At 71.1% G+C, this 18,863-nt stretch carries 15 protein-coding genes and 1 pseudogene; 11 read left to right on the plus strand and 5 right to left on the minus strand.

Annotated elements, in window-relative coordinates; genetic code table 11:
• The first annotated feature begins 15 nt into the window (after positions 1 to 15).
• Positions 16 to 1,524: an Asp-tRNA(Asn)/Glu-tRNA(Gln) amidotransferase subunit GatB gene (gene gatB, locus PJ985_RS12420; protein WP_271683741.1), complete on the plus strand. Its 1,509-nt coding sequence runs from the start codon at positions 16 to 18 to the stop codon at positions 1,522 to 1,524.
• 236 nt (positions 1,525 to 1,760) lie between these two features.
• Positions 1,761 to 2,333: a dihydrofolate reductase family protein gene (locus PJ985_RS12425; protein ID WP_271683742.1), complete on the plus strand. Its 573-nt coding sequence runs from the start codon at positions 1,761 to 1,763 to the stop codon at positions 2,331 to 2,333.
• Positions 2,334 to 2,414: 81 nt separating this feature from the next.
• Here the strand turns inward: PJ985_RS12425 and PJ985_RS12430 are convergent, their stop codons facing one another.
• Positions 2,415 to 3,134, minus strand: coding sequence for a leucine-rich repeat domain-containing protein (locus PJ985_RS12430; RefSeq protein ID WP_271683743.1), 720 nt, complete (start codon positions 3,132 to 3,134; stop codon positions 2,415 to 2,417).
• A gap of 198 nt (positions 3,135 to 3,332) precedes the next feature.
• Between PJ985_RS12430 and PJ985_RS12435 the strand changes: the two genes are divergently transcribed.
• Both PJ985_RS12435 and PJ985_RS12440 read left to right on the plus strand, forming a co-directional pair.
• Positions 3,333 to 4,217 (plus strand): helix-turn-helix domain-containing protein, encoded by an 885-nt coding sequence (locus PJ985_RS12435; RefSeq protein WP_443033471.1) that lies wholly within the window; start codon positions 3,333 to 3,335, stop codon positions 4,215 to 4,217.
• Complete coding sequence (locus tag PJ985_RS12440) at positions 4,214 to 4,417, plus strand: DUF397 domain-containing protein (RefSeq protein ID WP_271683744.1); 204 nt, start codon at positions 4,214 to 4,216, stop codon at positions 4,415 to 4,417. The genes PJ985_RS12435 and PJ985_RS12440 overlap by 4 nt, the downstream gene beginning before the upstream one ends.
• A 98-nt stretch (positions 4,418 to 4,515) precedes the next feature.
• Here PJ985_RS12440 and PJ985_RS12445 read toward each other — a convergent pair.
• Positions 4,516 to 4,749, minus strand: a pseudogene (locus tag PJ985_RS12445) (SAM-dependent methyltransferase); the annotation flags it as partial.
• Positions 4,750 to 5,036: 287 nt separating this feature from the next.
• Here PJ985_RS12445 and PJ985_RS12450 point away from each other — a divergent pair.
• Both PJ985_RS12450 and PJ985_RS12455 read left to right on the plus strand, forming a co-directional pair.
• Positions 5,037 to 5,195: a hypothetical protein gene (locus PJ985_RS12450; protein WP_271683745.1), complete on the plus strand. Its 159-nt coding sequence runs from the start codon at positions 5,037 to 5,039 to the stop codon at positions 5,193 to 5,195.
• Positions 5,196 to 5,276: 81 nt separating this feature from the next.
• Complete coding sequence (locus PJ985_RS12455) at positions 5,277 to 8,330, plus strand: helix-turn-helix transcriptional regulator (protein WP_271683746.1); 3,054 nt, start codon at positions 5,277 to 5,279, stop codon at positions 8,328 to 8,330.
• A 79-nt stretch (positions 8,331 to 8,409) separates the two neighbouring features.
• Here PJ985_RS12455 and PJ985_RS12460 read toward each other — a convergent pair whose 3' ends face one another.
• The 3 genes from PJ985_RS12460 to PJ985_RS12470 all read right to left on the minus strand — a co-directional run bounded on the left by PJ985_RS12460 (position 8,410) and on the right by PJ985_RS12470 (position 10,951).
• Complete coding sequence (locus PJ985_RS12460; RefSeq protein WP_271683747.1) at positions 8,410 to 8,643, minus strand: hypothetical protein; 234 nt, start codon at positions 8,641 to 8,643, stop codon at positions 8,410 to 8,412.
• Positions 8,644 to 8,690: 47 nt separating this feature from the next.
• Entirely contained in the window at positions 8,691 to 9,812 is a 1,122-nt protein-coding gene (locus PJ985_RS12465) for a PQQ-dependent sugar dehydrogenase (protein WP_271683748.1), read from the minus strand.
• Positions 9,813 to 9,967: 155 nt separating this feature from the next.
• On the minus strand, positions 9,968 to 10,951 hold the full coding sequence (locus tag PJ985_RS12470; RefSeq protein WP_443033473.1) for an aldo/keto reductase: 984 nt from the start codon (positions 10,949 to 10,951) through the stop codon (positions 9,968 to 9,970).
• Between the two features lie 123 nt (positions 10,952 to 11,074).
• Here PJ985_RS12470 and PJ985_RS12475 point away from each other — a divergent pair, with 123 nt between their 5' ends.
• From PJ985_RS12475 to ilvC, 5 genes are all read left to right on the plus strand, one after another.
• Positions 11,075 to 12,013: a 2-hydroxyacid dehydrogenase gene (locus tag PJ985_RS12475; RefSeq protein WP_271683750.1), complete on the plus strand. Its 939-nt coding sequence runs from the start codon at positions 11,075 to 11,077 to the stop codon at positions 12,011 to 12,013.
• Between the two features lie 214 nt (positions 12,014 to 12,227).
• Positions 12,228 to 15,092, plus strand: a complete 2,865-nt coding sequence (locus PJ985_RS12480) for a putative bifunctional diguanylate cyclase/phosphodiesterase (RefSeq protein WP_271683751.1) — start codon at positions 12,228 to 12,230, stop codon at positions 15,090 to 15,092.
• Positions 15,093 to 15,328: 236 nt separating this feature from the next.
• Positions 15,329 to 17,182: an acetolactate synthase large subunit gene (locus PJ985_RS12485; protein WP_271683752.1), complete on the plus strand. Its 1,854-nt coding sequence runs from the start codon at positions 15,329 to 15,331 to the stop codon at positions 17,180 to 17,182.
• 37 nt (positions 17,183 to 17,219) lie between these two features.
• Positions 17,220 to 17,744, plus strand: a complete 525-nt coding sequence (ilvN, locus tag PJ985_RS12490; protein ID WP_271683753.1) for an acetolactate synthase small subunit — start codon at positions 17,220 to 17,222, stop codon at positions 17,742 to 17,744.
• 69 nt (positions 17,745 to 17,813) lie between these two features.
• Positions 17,814 to 18,833, plus strand: a complete 1,020-nt coding sequence (ilvC, locus tag PJ985_RS12495) for a ketol-acid reductoisomerase (protein ID WP_271683783.1) — start codon at positions 17,814 to 17,816, stop codon at positions 18,831 to 18,833.
• Positions 18,834 to 18,863: the final 30 nt, after the last annotated feature.

The raw sequence follows: 18,863 nt of genomic DNA on the forward strand, positions 1-18,863 counted from the left end.
GAGAGGTACCACCCAGTGACCGTCACCGACCTGGTGTCGTACGAGGACGCGCTGGCGTCCTACGACCCCGTCATGGGCCTGGAGGTCCATGTCGAGCTCGGCACCAAGACCAAAATGTTCTGCGGCTGTTCCACCACGCTCGGCGCGGACGCGAACACCCAGACCTGTCCCGTCTGCCTCGGCCTGCCCGGAGCCCTGCCGGTGGTCAACGCCATCGGTGTGGAGTCCGCCGTCCGGATCGGCCTCGCCCTCAACTGCGAGATCGCCCAGTGGTGCCGCTTCGCCCGGAAGAACTACTTCTACCCGGACATGCCGAAGAACTTCCAGACCTCCCAGTACGACGAGCCGATCGCCTACGAGGGCTATCTGGACGTCCAGCTGGAGGACGGTGAGATCTTCCGCGTCGAGATCGAGCGCGCCCACATGGAGGAGGACACCGGCAAGTCCACTCACGTCGGGGGCGCCACCGGCCGTATCCACGGCGCCTCGCACTCCCTGCTGGACTACAACCGGGCAGGTATCCCGCTGATCGAGATCGTCACCAAGCCGATCACCGGGGCCGGCGCCCGCGCCCCCGAGGTCGCCAAGGCCTACGTGGCCGAGCTGCGTGAGCTCATCAAGGCACTCGGGGTCTCCGAGGCCCGCATGGAAATGGGCCAGATGCGCTGCGACGTCAACCTGTCGCTGCGCCCGCACGGGCGGGAGCAGTTCGGCACCCGCAGCGAGACCAAGAACGTCAACTCGCTCCGCAGCGTCGAGCGCGCCTGCCGCTCCGAGATCCAGCGGCACGCCGCGGTGCTCGGCGGCGGCGGCACGATCCTGCAGGAGACCCGTCACTTCCACGAGGAGGACGGCACCACCACCTCCGGCCGGGTCAAGGAGGAGGCGGAGGACTACCGCTACTTCCCCGAGCCCGACCTGGTGCCCGTCGCACCGGCCCGTGAATGGGTCGAGGAGCTGCGCGCCGGGCTGCCGGAGCTGCCGAGGCTGCGGCGCAACCGGCTCCGTGAGGAGTGGGGCATCTCCGTCCACGAGATGCAGTCCGTGCTCAACGCCGGGGCCATCGGCCCGATCGTCGCCACCATGGACGCCGGCGCGGACCCCGCGGCGGCCCGCAAGTGGTGGATGGGCGAGCTGGCCCGCCGGGCGAATGAGCAGGCCGTCGAGCTGACCGCCCTGCCCATCACCCCCGAGCAGGTTGCCCGGGTCGCCGCGCTCGTCGCCGACGGCTCGCTCAACGACAAGCTGGCCCGGCAGACACTCGAGGGTGTTCTCGCGGGCGAGGGCTCCCCGGACGAGGTCGTCGAGAAGCGCGGGCTCAAGGTCGTCTCCGACGACGGCGCACTGGGTTCTGCCGTCGACGAGGCCATCGCGGCCAACCCGGCCATCGCCGACAAGATCCGCGGCGGGAAGGTCGCCGCCGCCGGAGCCCTGGTCGGAGCGGTCATGAAGACCACCCGCGGGCAGGCCGACGCGGGCCGGGCCCGGGAGCTGATTCTGGAGAAGCTCGGCGTCCAGGGCTGACCGCCCAGCAGCACACGACCCTCGGGGCGTCCCCGGACTCCGGTCCGGGGGCGCCCCGCTCGGTGCGCCCGGGGCCCGGCCGTGGCATGGGGGGCACGAGGAGCGACCACCCGGGTTTCCCCGTGCCCCGCCCTCGGAGATCATGAAGGGTGCGCCGCGACCGCGCGGGTGGTGGTGGTGGCGCGCCCCGATCACACCGGGCAGCAGCCGGGCATCCGACCACGTGAGGAACTCAAGTGCGCACCCTGATCAGCACCGCCTTCATCTCGCTCGACGGTGTCGTGGAGGCCCCGGGCGGTGAGCCCGGCTACCGGAACTCCGGCTGGACCTTCAAGGACGTGGAGTTTCTCCCCGAGGCGTTCGAGATCAAGGACCGGGAGCAGCGGGAAGCCACCGCGATGCTGCTGGGCCGGGTCAGCTACGAGGCGTTCAGCCAGGTGTGGCCGGACATGGAGGACTTCGCCGGCTACAAGGTGATGCCCAAGTACGTCGTCTCCACCACGCTCACCGAAGAGCGCCTGGCCCCGAACTGGGGGGAGACCACCCTCCTGCGCTCACTCGAAGACGTCGCCGCGCTGAAGGAGACCGAGGGCGGCCCGATCATCGTCCACGGCAGCGCCGCCCTGAACCGGAGCCTGTCGGACGCCGGCCTGATCGACCGCTACCACCTGCTCGTCTTCCCGCTCCTGCTCGGAGCGGGCAAGCGCCTGTTCAGCGCCACGGACAAGGACACCCAGAAGCTGAAGCTCGTCGAGCACCAGGCCTACGCCAACGGTCTCCAGAAGAACGTCTTCGACGTCGTCCACTGACAGGCTCCCTGTCTCCCGTGGCTTCGTGCAGCTTCAGCAGCGTGCGTGCAGAGATCAACTCGTTCGTCGGTGTCGCCTGCCTCATGTCAGGACGACGCAACCCCGTCCCTCGAGTTCCGTCAGCAGCGGCAAGGAGGGGTCGATGTCGTTCCAGCGCAGATCCAGCTTCTCCAGCGAGGGAAGGCCAGTGAGCCAGTCCGGCAGTCGGCTCAGGCGGTTGCTGCGCAGGTCGATCTGACGGAGTCGCGGGAGGCGGGCCAGTGACCGCGGCAGCTCGGCCACGGAGTTCTCGCGCAGGTCCAGGTGACGAAGTTCGCGCAGTGCAGAGACCGACGGCGGCAGGTGCTCGATTGCGTTGGCTCGAAGCCAGAGCTCCCGCAGGTTGCGGAGTCGGCCGATGGCATCGGGCAGCGTGGTGAGCCGGTTGCGCTGTGCCCTGAACTCGATGAGGCCGGTCATCCCTCCGATGGCCTCGGGGAGGGCCGTGAGGGAGTTCTCACCGATGTTGAGGTAACGCAGCCGGGTCAGTTGTCCCAGAGCATCCGGAATCCGTGCCAGGTGGTTGTCGTGCAGGTAGAGGCAGCCGCTGAGCTCGCTCAGACTGCCCAGTTCGTCGGGTACCGAGGTGAGCGCGTTGTGGCCGAGGTCCAGGGTCGTCAGCCGGCGCAGTTGCCCGATCCCTGGAGGGAGCGCCGTGAGTTCGTTGTCCCCGAGGATCAGCACGCGGAGTTCGGTCTGTTGCCAGACCGAGTCGGGCACTTCTCCGAGTTCCTGGCGCCACAGGTTCAGTACGTGCCTCACGGTCTTCTCGCTCTCGTCAGCGGTCCCTGGGCCTCGATTCTCATCCACTGCGCTCCGGCCCCGCCGGGCAATGCGCACGGCAGGGGCGAGCGCCCGGACAGACCGGAAAGGTACGGCTGGGGAGGTGAATCGGTCCGGGCCGGGCGCCGTGACCCCTCGCGGTCGTGCGGCGTTGACGGTGCGGAGGAGGTGGCGCGCGTGGGCGTGGACAACGGCGGTGCGGGACGGACCGACCACACGACGGACGGTGCGGACGGGGCGTGCTGGGACGGTGAGGCGGACGAGGACTCGGCCGGGGTGATCAGGACGGTCGGTCGGCAGATCAAGCTCTGGCGGGAAGGCGCGGGCCTCACCCAGTCGGAGCTGGGAGCGGCGATCAGGTACGGCGTGGACCAGGTCTCGTCCGTGGAACGCGGGCGGCGGCTGGCCAAGCCGGAGTTCCTGGACAAGGCCGACGAGGTGCTGTCCGCCGGCGGCAAGATCGCCGCGATGAAGAGCGATGTGGCGGATCTCCGGTACCCACGGAAGGTGCGGCACCTGACCAGGCTGGAGGAGCAGGCCGTCGAGCTGGGCGCCTACGGCAACCACAACGTGCACGGTCTGGTGCAGACGGAGGAGTACACCCGGGCGCTGTTCGAGATGCGGCGGCCCGCGTACAGCCCGGACGAGATCGAGCAGCACGTGGCCGCACGGATGGCCCGCCAGGCGATCTTCGACCGGAAACCGGCCCCGCTGCTCAGCTTTGTCCAGGAAGAGGTCACGCTCCGACGCCCTCTCGGGGGCAGAATGGTGCTCCGACGCCAGCTCGAACACCTGCTGGTCGTCGGCCAGTTGCGGCACGTCGAGATCCAGGTGATGCCGACGAGCTGTGAGGACCACGCCGGGATGGGCGGTCAGCTGCAACTGCTGAAACTCCAGGACGGCACCGCGGTGGGTCACTGGGAGGGGCAGCTTCACAGCCGTCTGGTGTCTGATCCGAAGGAGGTCCTGATCATGGAGATGCGGTACGGGATCCTCCGGGCTCAGGCACTGCCCCCGCGGGAGTCGCTGACCTTCATCGAGAGACTGCTGGGAGAGACATGACTGTTGAGCCGCTCACCGGGAATGACACCGGTCTGCTGTGGATACGGAGCACGTACAGCAGCAACGACGGCCCCGAATGCGTGGAGGTGGCCGCTGCAGGAGGAGTAGTGCACGTGCGTGATTCGAAGGACAAGTGCGGTCCTCGGTTCGCGGTCGGCACCGAGGCGTGGACCGCCTTCCTCGCGCACACCGCCCGCTGAGCAGAGCAGAGCGCACCGCTCCCTGACCAGGGAGCGGTGCGCTCTGTGTGTGTCCCAGCGCCACGGCGGCAGCGCACGGCGGGACCGGATGGGGACAGTCAGCGGCGTTCTGCTCTGCCGATCAGTGTTCCGATGCGGCCGGGCTTGGGGGCGTCCAGGACCCGAACGTGTGGTGCGGTGAGTCCGGCGGCGGAAAGGAAGTCTTCCCACGCGTCGGGGGTGTAGCTGTAGCGGTAGGTGAACATGGCGGGTCCGGCGAAGCCGCCCTTGTACATGCCCTGCGGCCCGTAGGCGCCGGGGACGGCCGGAGGCCGGGAGAACACGAAGCCCCCTCGTGCGACGTAGGTGTCCCAAAGCTCTTACTCGTGCGCGTAGTTGTGCTCTGCCGCCAACAGATTCCCTTTCTCCCGGTGGGGTTGGGTGGCTACCTGCTACTCGCAGCCACCAACGCCCCGGCCCCATACACCTAGGGAACGCCGCCTCACCTCTGCGGTCACCGTGCGCTGATCTAAGGACCCCTGACAGTGAATACCGGGAAATCGCCCGATGCGCCCGCCCCTACTGGGCGAGGAGGGTTGAGGCATCAGGAGAACACCGACTGTCAGGGGAGACAGCCACCATGTGGGGATACGAGATCGAACACCACCGGCAGCGCGCGAACGAGCTGCGCAGTGAGGTCCAGCGGGACCGGCAGACCCGGCGGGCCGCGCGCCGGCGGCGCCACAGCGGCGACACCGGCCAGGAGGGCAGCCGGCTCCCCGCCCGCACCGAGGCGTGACCCGTGGCGGTTGCCGCGCCGCGGTCACCGGCCGGGATAACCGATTCCGCGTTGTCGGATTCCCGTGTCATTCTCCCTAGTGTGGAGACCCGCACCGTCAGTCCTGTCATCGTCGGCCGCAGTGGCGAGCTCACCGCGCTCAGCGGCTGGCTCGCCCGGGCGGACGGCGGCGAGCCCCAGGCCTGCGTGATCGGCGGAGAGGCAGGGGTCGGCAAGACGCGGCTGCTCGAGGAGTTCCTCGACCGGGCCAGGGCCGCCGGCGCGGTCACCGCGGTCGGCGGCTGTGTGGAGCTGGGCGCGGACGGTCTGCCGTTCGCGCCTGTTGCCGCTCTGCTGCGCTCCCTGCACCGCCGGCTGGGCCCGGAGCTGGCCGCTGCCGTCCGCGGTCAGGAGAGCGACCTGGCCCGGCTGCTCCCCGAGCTCGGGGAGGCGTCCCCGGTGGCCGGGGACGACGTGGGGCGGGCCCGGCTCTTCGAGCTCACCACCCGGCTGCTGGAGCAGCTCGCCGTCGAGCGGCCGCTGGTCGTGGCCGTGGAGGACCTGCACTGGGCCGACCGCTCCACCCGGGAACTGCTCGGGTACCTCTTCCGGTCCGTGCAGCCCGGCACCCGCCTGCTGGTGCTCGCCACCTACCGGGCGGACGACCTGCACCGCCGCCACCCGCTGCGGCACTTCCTCGCCGAGCTGGACCGGCTGCGCACCGTACGGCGGCTCGAGCTGCGGCAGCTCACCCGCAACGAGGTCGCCGAACAGCTCGCGGGCATCAAGGGCGTCGAGCCCTCCCCGGACCTGGTCCGCACGGTCTTCGAACGTTCCCAGGGCAACCCGTTCTTCGTCGAGGAGCTCACCACCGGTGACTCCATGCGGTGCGGGATGAGCGAGACGCTGCGGGACCTCCTGCTGGTCCGGGTCGAGGAGCTGCCCGAGGACGCCCAGGAAGTGCTGCGGCTCGCCGCCGAGGGCGGTTCCGCTCTGGAGCACGGACTGCTCGAAGCAGTGGCCAGGTGTCCGGAGAACGTGCTGCTCGGCGCCCTGCGCACGGCGGTCGGCGCCCACCTGCTGGTGCCCACGGAGGACGGGGACGGCTACCGCTTCCGGCACGCGCTGATGCGCGAGGCCGTCATCGACGACCTGCTGCCGGGGGAGCGCACCCGGCTGAACCGCCGGTACGCGGAAGCGCTGGAGGACGCACCGCAGCTGGTGTCCGGCGACCAGAGGTCCGCCCGGCTGGCGAGCTACTGGTATCACGCCGGGGACGCGGCCAAGGCGCTGCCCGCCGTCCTGGACGCCGCCGTCGACGCGCGCCGCCGCTATGCCTATGCCGAGCAGCTCAGCCTGCTGGAGCGCGCGCTGGAGCTGTGGGACAGGGTTCCGCGCGACATCCGGGACGGGCTCCGGCCCGCCGACCACATCGAGAGCTACCCCGTCGACGACAGCGAGCAGCCGCTGCGGTTCCGGGATCTGCTCGCGGAGGCGATGGCCGCCGCGCACCTGTCCGACCAGCCGGACCGTGGGTGGGTTCTCAGCAAGCAGGCCCTGCGGCTGCTGGACGAGCAGGAGGATCCCCTGCGGGCGGCGTGGTTCTGGACCCACCGCTCGCGGGTGCGCGAGCAACTCGGCCGGGGGGACGGCCTGGCGGAGCTGGTCCGGGCTCAGGAGCTGATCGGCGGGCTGCCGCCCTCCATGGTGCACGCCCAGGTCCTCTCCCACGTGGCCGCCTGGCAGATGGTGCACAAGCCGGAGGCGGAGAGCTTCGGGCTGGCCGAGCGGGCGGTCGAGATGGCCCGGCTGGTCGGGGCCCGCAACGTCGAGCTGCACGCCCGGTTCACCCTGGGCAACCTCAAGTCCGACGCCGGGGACATCGAGGGCGGTATCGCCGAGATGCGGGCGGTCCGCGACCGGCTCGTCTCCAGGGACAGCCCGAGCAGCTTCGGTATCGGCCGCACCCTGGTCAATCTCTCGGCCGCGCTGGCCCGGACCGGGCGGCTGACCGAGTCCCTGGACTCGGCGCGGGAGGGCATCGAGCTGTGCGACCGGTTCGGGCTGACGGAGACCAAGCCGTGGCTGTACGGCAACCTCGGGAAGGTGCTGGAGGACCTGGGCCGCTGGGACGAGGCCGAGCGCATGTACACCCGGGCCCGGCAGCGGGGCCGTGAGTCGCGGACCAGGGGAGCGGACTACGCGCATCTGGGGTGGCTGCGCCTGGTCCGGGGTGATCTGGCGGCCGCCGAGCAGCATCTGGCGTCCGCGCGGCGTGAGCTGGACCTCCCCGACCTGCAGAAGCAGTTCTCGCTCCAGGCCGACTGGCTGGCCGTGGAGGTCGCCGCGGCGCACGGCCGGATCGTGGAGGGGCGGGCCCGGTTCGCCGAGGCCGTCTCCCACGGGCTGGCACCGTTCATGGTGAGCATCGTGTGGCAGCTGCTGCAGGCGGCGGCCGCCATGGAGTCCGACGCCCTCGGGGTGCCGTCGGCCGCGGCCGGCCGCGCCGAGGCGCTGGACCGCATCCGGGCGGTGGCCGCGACGTTCCCGGCGGTCCTGCCGATCTGGGTGGCGGCCGAGGCGCTGCTGCGGGCGGAGCTGTCGCGGGCGGAGGGCCGCAGCGACGCGCAGACCTGGCAGGAGGCCGCGGAGGCGTACGCCGCGCTGCCGGAGGTGATGCCGTACCCCCTCGCACAGGCGCGGCACGGCTGGGCCGAGGCGCTGGTGGCCGACGGGGGTGCTGCCGCCCGACGGCAGGCGGCGGGGCTGCTGCGGCAGGCCCGGGAAGCCGCGGCCGGGCTCCGTGCGGTGCGGCTGCTGACCCGCATCGACCAGCTGGCCCGGCGGGCCCGGCTGGAGCTCACCGCGCCTGCTGCTCCCGGCTCCCCGGCGAGCCGGGCGGCGTCCGGGCCGGGGGGAACGGGGAACGGTGAGAGCCCGGAGAACCCCTTCGGCCTCACCCGCCGGGAGCGGGATGTGCTGGCGCTGGTGGCGTCGGGGGGCAGCAATCGGCAGATAGCCGGCGAGTTGTTCATCTCGCCGAAGACGGTGAGTGTGCACGTCTCCAACATCCTGGCCAAGTTGGAGGTGTCCAGCCGTGGCGAGGCGGCCGCGCTGGCGCACCGGCTGGGGATGCTCCCCGCCACCCCCGGCTGACCGCCGAGCGTCCTGGAGGGCACAGGGAAGGCGCCCCGGCCGGTATCCGGCCGGGGCGCCTTCCCTCAGGGTGCCGCCGTCACAGCGTGCCGGCTTCCTCCGGGTCGTCCGTGTCCTCCGATGCCTCCTCGACGCGGGGCCGCGCCGGCAGGACGGCGCCCTCGGTGCTCCCGCCGAGGAAGACCACACCGCCGTCCAGGTTCACCGCCGGGTCGTGGGAGTGCTCGACGGTCAGCGTGTGGTCCGGGTGCTCGCGTTCGTCGGGCGCGGGCAGCTCAGGGACGTCGACGGGAGCGCCGAATGCCTCATCCATGGTGTGCTCCTTCGAACCGCGAGGGCCGGCGCAGGCGCCGGTGCCGGTCAGGTGATGTCCACTCTCAGGATACGGTCGTCGCCCTCGTCCGGGTTGCCCCGTGTGTCGGTCTCGTTGGTCACCAGCAGCAGCTGCCCGTCGCCGTCCGGCACCACGGTCCGCAGCCGCCCGTACTCGTGCGCGAAGAAGGACTGCGGTTCGGCCGACGGGCCGGCCGCGTCCAGCGGGATCCGCCACAGCCGTTCGCCGCGCAGCGCGGCCATCCACAGGGCGCCCTCGTGGAAGGCCAGCCCGCTCGGTGAGGCCTCGGACGGCTGCCACTCCACGACCGGGTCGATGTATCCCTCGGCTTCGCCGCCGCTGCCCTCGTGATGCGGCCAGCCGTAGTTCCCGCCGGGCCGGATCAGGTTGAGCTCGTCCCACTCGCTGGCTCCGAACTCCGAGACCCACAGCTGGTCGTCGTCCCAGGCGAGCCCCTGCACGTTGCGGTGACCCAGGGAGTGGACCAGTGAGCCGGGCTCCGCGTTTCCCTCCTCCGGCGGCTCGCCGTCCGGGGTCATGCGCAGGATCTTGCCCGCCAGGGAGTCCTCGTCCTGTGCCAGTGCGGGATCGTTGGCGTCCCCGGTGCCCGCGTACAGCATGTCGTCCGGGCCGAAGGCCAGCCCGCCGCCGTTGTGGATCCGTGCGTCCCGTGGGATGCCGCTGAGCACCACCTCGGATTCGGCCAGGGTGCCGTCGTCCCGGAGGTCCATGCGCACGATGCGGTTGTCCTCCGCGGCCGTGTGGTAGGCGTAGACCTGCTCGTCCCGGAACGCCATGCCCAGCAGGCCGCCCTCACCATCGGTGTCCACTCCGGAGAGGTCTGCCGCTTCGGTCACCGAGCCGTCCTCCGGGTCGACCCTGCTGATCACCGAGGCGTCGCGGCTGCCGACCAGCAGATCCCCGTCCGGGAGGACCACGAGCCCCCAGGGGGAGTCCAGGTCTTCCGCCACGGTCCCCACGACTTCGGCGGTGCCTTCCGCTTCCGGGGCCGCCCCCGGTTCCGGAGGCCCGTCCGTCGCGGGCACCGCCGGTTCGTCTTCCCCGTTCGTGTCTGTCCCGCAGCCGGCGGCCAGTACGGCGATCGCGGCGATCGCGGCTGCGTGAGCGGTCAGCCTGCGGCTTCCCATCGTCAACTCCTTCGCGAGGGGACGTGCCACCGGTCTGCGCCGGTGGCGGTACAGCTCCTCGGGAACGCCCGCGCCGCCTCCCGGGCCCGTCGTCGTCCCGGCTTCCAGAACACCACATCGCGGACGGCACCGCAGGGCTCCCACGCGGTTCCCGGTCAGATCCACGACTCCTGAGCGGGCGGCAGCCCGGCCAGCTCCGACAAGTCCTCGGCGGTCAGGTCCAGTTCGGCGGCGGCGCAGTTCTCACGCGCCCACCGCGCCTTCTTGGTCCCGGGCACCGGCAGCACGTGCTGTCCCTGGGCGAGCAGCCAGGCCAGCGCCACCTGCGCCGGGGTGGTCCCCGGGTGACGGGACGCGATCCGGCGCAGCCCGGCGACGATCGGCTGGTTGGCTGCCATGATCTCCGCGGTGAACCGGGGATGCCGGGCCCGGATGTCCTCCGGCTCGAAACCGCCTCCGGTGGTCAATGTCCCGGTGAGGTACCCGTTGCCCAGCGGCATCGCCGCCAGCAGGCCGACCCCGTGCGACTCGCACCACGGCAGCAGCCCGTCGCGCGCCTCCGGACTCCAGACCGAGAACTCGGCCTGCACGCTGCTGACCGGGAACACCTGCTGCACCCGGTTCAGCAGGCGCAGCGTCGGTTCGTGCAGCGGGGCGCCGGCCCCGCGCCGCCGGCCGCGCACCTCCATCGCGCACAGCCCCAGCGCCCGCACCTTCCCCGCCGTCACCAGGTCCGCCATCGCCCCCCAGGTCTCCTCGACCGGGACCTCCGGGTCCGGACGGTGCAGCTGGTAGAGGTCGATCGTGTCGGTCTGCAGGCGCCGCAGGGACGCGTCGCAGGCCCGTCTCACGTACGACGGACGGCCGTTGGCCACGATGTGCTTGTCGCCCACGAGCAGCCCGCACTTGGTGGCGAGCAGGACTTCCCGGCGCCGCTCCCGCAGGAACCGTCCCAGGAGCAGCTCGTTGGTGTACGGGCCGTACATGTCCGCGGTGTCCAGCAGGGTGGCGCCGGCGTCCACCGCGCCGTGCAGCGTGCGCAGCGAGGACTCCCCGTCCTGCTCGGAGGCGGAGTACGCCCAGCTCATCGGCATGCAGCCGAGCCCTATGGCCCCGACCTGGAGGGCCCCCGCCCCCATCCTCCGGTACCGCACCCGACGTCGTTCCTTCCCCAGGCCTGCACGCTGTTCGAGACGCCCCAACGTATCCGTTCCCGCGCGTACTTCCGCACCAGGGCTGCCCGGTGCCGCTAACCTGACGGCATGACCGACGGAGACGTGTGGCTGCCTTTTCCGCTTCCCGGCCCGGAGCCGCTGCCGCCTTCCTTCCGGTACCACCAGTGGGACGGTGAGGCGGACTTCCCGGCCGACCCGGCCCGTTGCGTCTTCTACGCGGTGCCGTACATGAAGCCTGCCGAGGTGTGCCTGCGCCCGTTGCCGGACATGGCGCGGCTGCGGGTCGCCCAGCTGCTCACCGCGGGGTACGAGCACATGCTTCCCGGCCTTGCCCTGATGCCGGCCGGCGCCGTGCTGTGCAACGCGGGCGGCCTGCACGACACCAGCACCGCGGAGCTGGCACTGGCTCTGACGCTGGCGGCGCTGCGCGACATCCCAGGCGCCGTGCGTGGCCAGCTGGAGGGCCGGTGGGCGCCGGCGGTGCGGCCGTCCCTCGCCGACCGGCGGGTGCTCATCGTCGGATACGGCGGGATCGGCAGCGCGATCGAGGACCGGCTGGTCGCCTTCGAACCTGAGCGGGTGCTGCGGGTGGCCGGTTCGGCACGTTCCTCCCCGCGCGGCCCGGTGCACGCCTCCGGAAAGCTGCCGGAGCTGCTGCCGGAGGCCGAGGTGGTCATCCTGTGCACGCCGCTCACCGACGCGACCCGCGGGCTGGCGGGCAAGGAATTCCTGGCCCGGATGCGGGACGGAGCCCTGCTCGTCAACGTCTCCCGCGGGGCGGTGGTGGACACCGGGGCCCTGCTGGCCGAGTTCGAGACGGGGCGGTTGCGGGCCGCACTCGACGTCACCGATCCTGAGCCGCTGCCCGCCGGGCATCCGCTGTGGCAGGCGCCCGGGGTGCTGATCACCCCGCACGTGGGCGGTGCCTCCTCGGCCTTCCGGCCGCGCGCGGAGCGGCTGCTGCGGAGCCGGCTGGAATGCCTCGCACGCGGTGAAGAACTGCCTCACGTGGTGGGCACCGGTTGACCCGGCGGCGCACGGTACCAAACCTTCCCCCTCCTGTCACTCTGTGTGGGCGAGGTATGTCCCTGAGTGACCGCTCTGGTGTACTGTCCGGTGGGGCGAGCCCAGGAGACGAGGGGGGCGACCAGCCAATGCAGGTTTCGTGGAAGGGACACCGGGCCGGCCGCAGCCGCCCGGCCCGCCGGCCGTCCGGTCGGCGCCCGGACCGGGTGGTCCGGTGAGTGCGCCGCGCCCCGTGCAGACGCGCCCGGGCCCACCGGTGGCCGCCGCCCCTCAGCTGGCCGTGATCGTGCTGTGCGGCGGATACGCGGTGGGGGCCGCCCTCGGCTGGGGATCGCCGTATGCCGCGCTCGTCATGGGGGACTTCGGGCTGAGCGCCGCCGCCCTGGCCGCCTGTGTCTCCTGCCTCTGGTATGCGAGGACGCGCGCCTGCGAATTCCGCCCCGCCTGGGTTCTGTTCGGCTTGTCCTCACTGATGATCGGCCTGGGCAATGCCGTCTGGGGCTGGTACGAGGTGGTGCTCGGGGTGCCCGTTCCCAGGGTCTCGGCAGCCGACTTCTGCTTCTTGTTCTTCGCCCCGCTGGCGATCATCGGCCTGCTGATGCTCGCCAAGCGGCCGGTGACCCGCGCCGGCTGGATCTGCCTCGGGCTGGACGCCTGGCTGATCGGCGGTTCCCTGCTGACGCTCTCCTGGAGTGTCGCGCTGACCCACACGGCGCAGTGGCAGGGCGAGACGGTGTCCCGCGCCGCCCTCGCGCTGGCTTATCCCTTACTGGACATCGCCCTGGTGAGCATGGTGCTGGTGCTGCACTTCCGGCGCAGCGCGGCGCAGCGCTCGGCGATCAACACCGCCATCGGCGCCCTGGCTCTCACTGTCCTGTGTGACGCCCTGTTCACCTCTCCGGTGCTGCGCGAGCAGTACCACTCGGGACAGCTGCTGGACGCGGGCTGGTTCGCCGGCTCCCTGCTGCTGGCCTGTGCCCCCTGGGTGGCGAGCCGGGGCCGGGAGGCACCGGCCGCCCCGCAGGCGGGGACCGGCGGCGACCAGGACTGCCATTCCAGCCGGCCGCTGGTCGGTTCCCTGGCTTCGCTGACGCCGTACCTGGCCGCGACCGTTTGCACGTTGAGCATCCTCCTCACGGTCGTCAGCGGCCGGGAGGCGGACCGGGTGGTGGTGCTCACCGCCTGCACCGTTGTCCTCGCCCTCGTCGCGCGGCAGGGCATCATGCTGTCTGACAACATGGCGCTCACTCAGGAGCTGGTGCACAAGGAGAGCCACTTCCGCTCGCTGGTGCAGGGGTCGAGTGACGTCATCATGATCGCCGCGCCGGAGGGTGTGCTGCGGTACGTCAGCCCTGCGGCAACCGGCGTCTACGGTCTCGAGCCGGACGCGCTCATCGGCCGGGAGCTGTCCGCGCTCATCCATCCGGAGGACCGGGGCCGGGTGCTGCACGAGCTGTGCCGGTTCCTGGCCGCCGCCCCGGCCCGGGAGCCCGCCACCCGGGTCGAGTGCCGGGTACGGCACGGCGCCGGGCACTGGCTCAACATCGAATCAACCGTCAACCGCCACCAGGGCGGTCTGATCTTCAACTGCCGGGACGTCACCGAACGGGTCCGGTTGCAGGCGCAGTTGCAGCACAACGCCTCGCACGACCCGCTCACCGACCTGCCGAACCGCGCGCTGTTCACCGAGCGGGTCCGGCTGGCGATCAAGGGCTGTCGCGGCGGCGCCGAAGCGGCCGTGTTCTACATCGATCTCGACGGATTCAAGGCGATCAACGACACGGTGGGGCACCAGGCCGGTGACGACCTCCTGGTCCACGCCGCCCGCAGGCTGACGGACTCCGTGCGGGCCGGCGACACCACCGCCCGGCTCGGCGGTGACGAGTTCGCGGCGCTCATCATGGGAGACCCGGGAGACCCGGGGAGCCGGGGGCGATCCCGGGAGAGCCGCATCCTGGAGATCGCCGAGCGGGTCCGGGCAGCCCTCTCGGAGCCGTACCGGGTGGAGGGCACCGAGATCCGGGTGGCAGCCAGTATCGGGATCGCCTTCGCCGAATCCGGGAGCACCCCGGGCTCCCTGCTGCGCAACGCGGACCAGGCGATGTACCGGGCGAAGCAGGCAGGCAAGGGCCGGGTCGAGCTCTTCAGCCCCAGGCAGCCGACGGCGGCCGGCCGGTCCCGGGCGGCGGGCGGGCTGCGCGGCGCGCTGCGCCCCGGCGAGTTCACGCTGCTGCACCAGCCGGTGCTCGATCTGGCGGCCGGCCGGGTCACCGCGGTCAGCGCGCGAGTCCGCTGGGTCTCCGGCGGGCCGCTGCGGTCGGCCTCCGTGGAGTACCGCGGTCAGGGGCACCGGGAGCCGGCCGGCCTCGTGCCGGCCCAGGCCACCGGCCGCGGTGCCGTCGGCAGCCACTGGCTGCTGGAGGAGGCCGTCGCGCAGGCCGGCCGGTGGCACCGGGAGGGCCGCGCCGTCCCGGTCGGGGTGCGGGTGCCCGCAGTGCGGCTCGCGGACCGCTCACTGGCCGCCGGCGGGGTCGAGGACCTGCTGGCCCGGCACGGCCTGGGTCCGCAGTCGCTGACGCTCCAGCTGTCGGACGCCGAGTCCGCTCTTGCCTCGGAGGAGCTGCGGCGGCGCGTCACCGACCTCAGCCGTCTGGGGGTCGGGATCGCACTGGACGGCTTCGGCAGCAGCAGCGCGGCTGCCACCGCGCTGCACCGGCTCCCCGCGGACGAGATCCAGCTGGCCCGTGAGCTGACCGACGGTCTGCCCGACTCCCCGCGGTTGAGCACCGTCACCGCGGCGCTGCTGCGGATGGCCGAAGATCTCGGAGTCGTCTCCGTTGCCGACGGGGTGGACCGGCCGGAGCAGGCGCAGGCCCTGCGTACCCTCGGCTGCACCCGGGGGCAGGGTCTGGCGCTGTGCGCCCCGCTGGAGGAGGCGCAGCTCCGGCAGGTGCTGGGGCGCGGTCTGCTGCCGTTGCCGGCCACGGGTGCAGAGCCTCCCCCGACGGGCCCGCCGGTCATGCTGGCGGGCAACGCGAGCCCGGATCCCGTGCCCCCTTCCCCCATTGCGCCCAAATAGTGAGACGCATATCCCACTCGCTTGACATGCGATATGCCGGAGGAGGAAGGTCTGTGCCATGCGCACTCGACTTCTCGTAATTGGAAAGCGCGTCGGCTGATCCCGGGACCATCCCGTGGAACACCAGCGACGCGCTCCCCTCGCCTGCCTCACGGCACGAGGGGTTTTTTGTTGCACAAACCGCAGTACGCACCGCACCAGCGTCACCACCCTCACTCTCCGGGAAGAGAACGCCGATGACCGAGCAGGCCACCGGGGCACCCAAGCCGCAGCCCAGGGCCCCCCGAGGCGGCGCCCAGCCGCCCGCCACCATGGAGCACCTCACGGGCGCCCAGTCCCTCATCCGCTCGCTCGAGGCGGTCGGCGCCGACACCGTATTCGGCATTCCGGGCGGGGCGATCCTTCCCGCCTATGACCCGATGATGGACTCGAAGTCGGTGCGGCACATTCTGGTGCGGCATGAGCAGGGCGCGGGCCACGCCGCCACCGGTTACGCACAGGCCACCGGAAAGGTCGGCGTGTGCATGGCCACCTCCGGGCCCGGTGCGACCAACCTCGTCACCCCGATCGCCGACGCCCACATGGACTCCGTGCCGATGGTCGCGATCACGGGGCAGGTGGCCAGTAAGGCGATCGGCACTGATGCCTTCCAGGAAGCCGACATCTGCGGCATCACCCTGCCGATCACCAAGCACAACTTCCTGGTCACCGACCCGGCGGACATCCCCCGGACCATCGCCGAGGCATTCCACATCGCCTCCACCGGCCGGCCCGGCCCGGTGCTCGTGGACATCGCCAAGGACGCGCTCCAGGCGGACACCACCTTCCACTGGCCGCCGACCACCGACCTGCCCGGTTACCGGCCGGTGAGCCGGCCGCACGCCAAGCAGGTCCGGGAGGCCGCCCGGCTTATCGCCGAGGCCCGGCGCCCCGTGCTGTACGTCGGCGGGGGTGTCCTCAAGGCCACTGCCTCCGCCGAGCTGATGGACCTCGCCGAGCTCACCGGCGCCCCGGTCACCACTACCCTGATGGGGCTGGGTGCCTTCCCCGACAGCCACCCGCAGCACCTCGGCATGCCCGGCATGCACGGGTCGGTCGCCGCCGTCACCGCGTTGCAGAAGGCCGACCTGATCATCGCGCTGGGCGCCCGTTTCGACGACCGGGTCACCGGCAAGCTCGATTCCTTCGCTCCGCTGGCGAAGGTCGTGCACGCCGACATCGACCCCGCGGAGATCGGCAAGAACCGCGTGGCCGACGTTCCGATCGTCGGTGATGTGAAGGACGTCCTGACCGACCTGTCGGCCGCTGTCCGCGCCGATCACGAGGCCGGCCGCCGCGGTGACTTCACCGCGTGGCGGCAGCTGCTGGACCGCTGGCGCGAGACCTACCCCCTGGGCTACGACCTGCCGGACAACGGCTGCCTCTCCCCGCAGCAGGTGATCGAGCGGATCGGCCGGCTCGCCCCGGACGACACCGTCTTCACCGCGGGCGTCGGCCAGCACCAGATGTGGGCCGCGCACTACCTTCCGTTCGAGAAGCCCGCCACCTGGCTGAACTCCGGCGGTCTCGGCACGATGGGCTACGCCGTCCCCGCGGCGCTGGGCGCCAAGGCCGGCCGCCCGGAGGCCACCATCTGGGCGATCGACGGCGACGGCTGCTTCCAGATGACCAACCAGGAGCTCGCCACCGCCGCGCTGAACAACATCCCGATCAAGGTCGCGATCATCAACAACGGCGCGCTCGGGATGGTCCGCCAGTGGCAGTCGCTGTTCTACAACCAGCGGTACTCCAACACGGTGCTCCGGGGCGGTCCGGGCACCGACGGAACGGCCACCAACACCGGCACGCGGATCCCCGACTTCGTCAAGCTGTCCGAGGCGATGGGCTGTGTGGGCCTGCGCTGCGAGGACCCCGCGCAGCTGGACGCGGTGATCGAGAAGGCCAACTCCATCAATGACCGTCCCGTGGTCGTCGACTTCATCGTCCACGAGGACGCGATGGTCTGGCCGATGGTGGCGGCAGGCACCTCCAACGACGAGGTCATGGCGGCGCGCGGGGTCCGTCCGGACTTCGGCGACACCGACGACTGACGGCCGAGGACGAAAGAGAACCCGAGGTAACCGAACCATGTCCAAGCACACCCTTTCGGTTCTGGTCGAGAACAAGCCCGGTGTCCTGTCCCGGATCACCGCGCTGTTCTCCCGCCGGGGCTTCAACATCGACTCCCTCGCCGTCGGCACGACCGAGCACCCCGATGTCTCCCGGATCACGATCATGGTCAACGTGGAGGACCTCCCGCTGGAACAGGTCACCAAGCAGCTCAACAAGCTGATCAATGTGCTGAAGATCGTCGAGCTGGAGCCGGCGTCCGCCGTGCAGCGCGAACTCGTTCTGGTGAAAGTCCGGGCCGACAACGAGACCCGCTCCCAGGTGGTGGAGATCGTTCAGCTGTTCCGCGCCAAGACGGTCGATGTGGCCCCCGAGGCCGTCACCATCGAGGCCACCGGCAGCAGCGACAAGCTGGAGGCCATGCTCCGGATGCTGGAGCCCTTCGGTATCAAGGAGCTGGTGCAGTCCGGCACGATCGCCATCGGCCGCGGCTCCCGTTCCATCACCGACCGGTCGCTGCGTGCCCTCGACCGGACCGCATAGCGAGATCTGCAGACCACCCACCGAATCCACGGCTTACGGTGTCCGCACGCGGCGGAACACCGCAAGCGACTGAGCAAGGAGAAAAGCCAAGTGGCCGAGCTGTTCTACGACGACGACGCCGATCTGTCCATCATCCAGGGCCGCAAGGTCGCGGTCCTCGGTTACGGCAGCCAGGGCCACGCCCACGCGCTGTCCCTGCGCGATTCGGGCGTCGACGTCCGGGTCGGCCTCCATGAGGGCTCGAAGTCCCGGGTGAAGGCCGAGGAGCAGGGCCTGCGGGTGACGACCCCCGCCGAGGCCGCCGCCGAGGCCGACGTGATCATGGTGTTGGTCCCGGACCCGCTCCAGGCCAAGGTCTATCAGGAGTCCGTGAAGGAGCACCTGAAGGACGGCGACGCGCTGTTCTTCGGCCACGGCTTCAACATCCGCTTCGGCTTCATCCAGCCGCCCGCCGGTGTCGATGTCTGCATGGTCGCCCCCAAGGGTCCGGGCCACCTGGTGCGGCGACAGTACGAGGAGGGCCGCGGCGTTCCGTGCATCGCGGCCGTCGAGCAGGACGCCACGGGCAACGCCTTCGCGCTGGCCCTCTCCTACGCCAAGGCGATCGGCGGCACCCGCGCGGGCGTCATCAAGACCACCTTCACCGAGGAGACCGAGACCGACCTCTTCGGCGAGCAGGCGGTGCTCTGCGGCGGGACCGCCGCCCTGGTGAAGGCCGGCTTCGAGACCCTGGTCGAGGCGGGCTACCAGCCCGAGATCGCGTACTTCGAGTGCCTCCACGAGCTGAAGCTGATCGTCGACCTCATGTACGAGGGCGGCCTGGAGAAGATGCGCTGGTCCATCTCCGAGACCGCCGAGTGGGGCGACTACGTCAGCGGCCCGCGGGTCATCAACGACGGCACCAAGGCCGAGATGAAGAAGATCCTCGGCGAAATCCAGGACGGCACCTTCGCCAAGAACTGGATGGCCGAGTACGAGGCCGGCCTGCCGAAGTACCAGGAGTACAAGAAGGCCGACGAGGACCACCTGCTGGAGACCACCGGCAAGGAGCTGCGGAACCTCATGAGCTGGGTCGACGAGAAGAAGTGAGCAGTCCCTCCCCGGAGGGCGGCTGAATGC

The organism is Streptomyces sp. ACA25 (assembly GCF_028200735.1).
Taxonomy (GTDB): domain Bacteria; phylum Actinomycetota; class Actinomycetes; order Streptomycetales; family Streptomycetaceae; genus Streptomyces.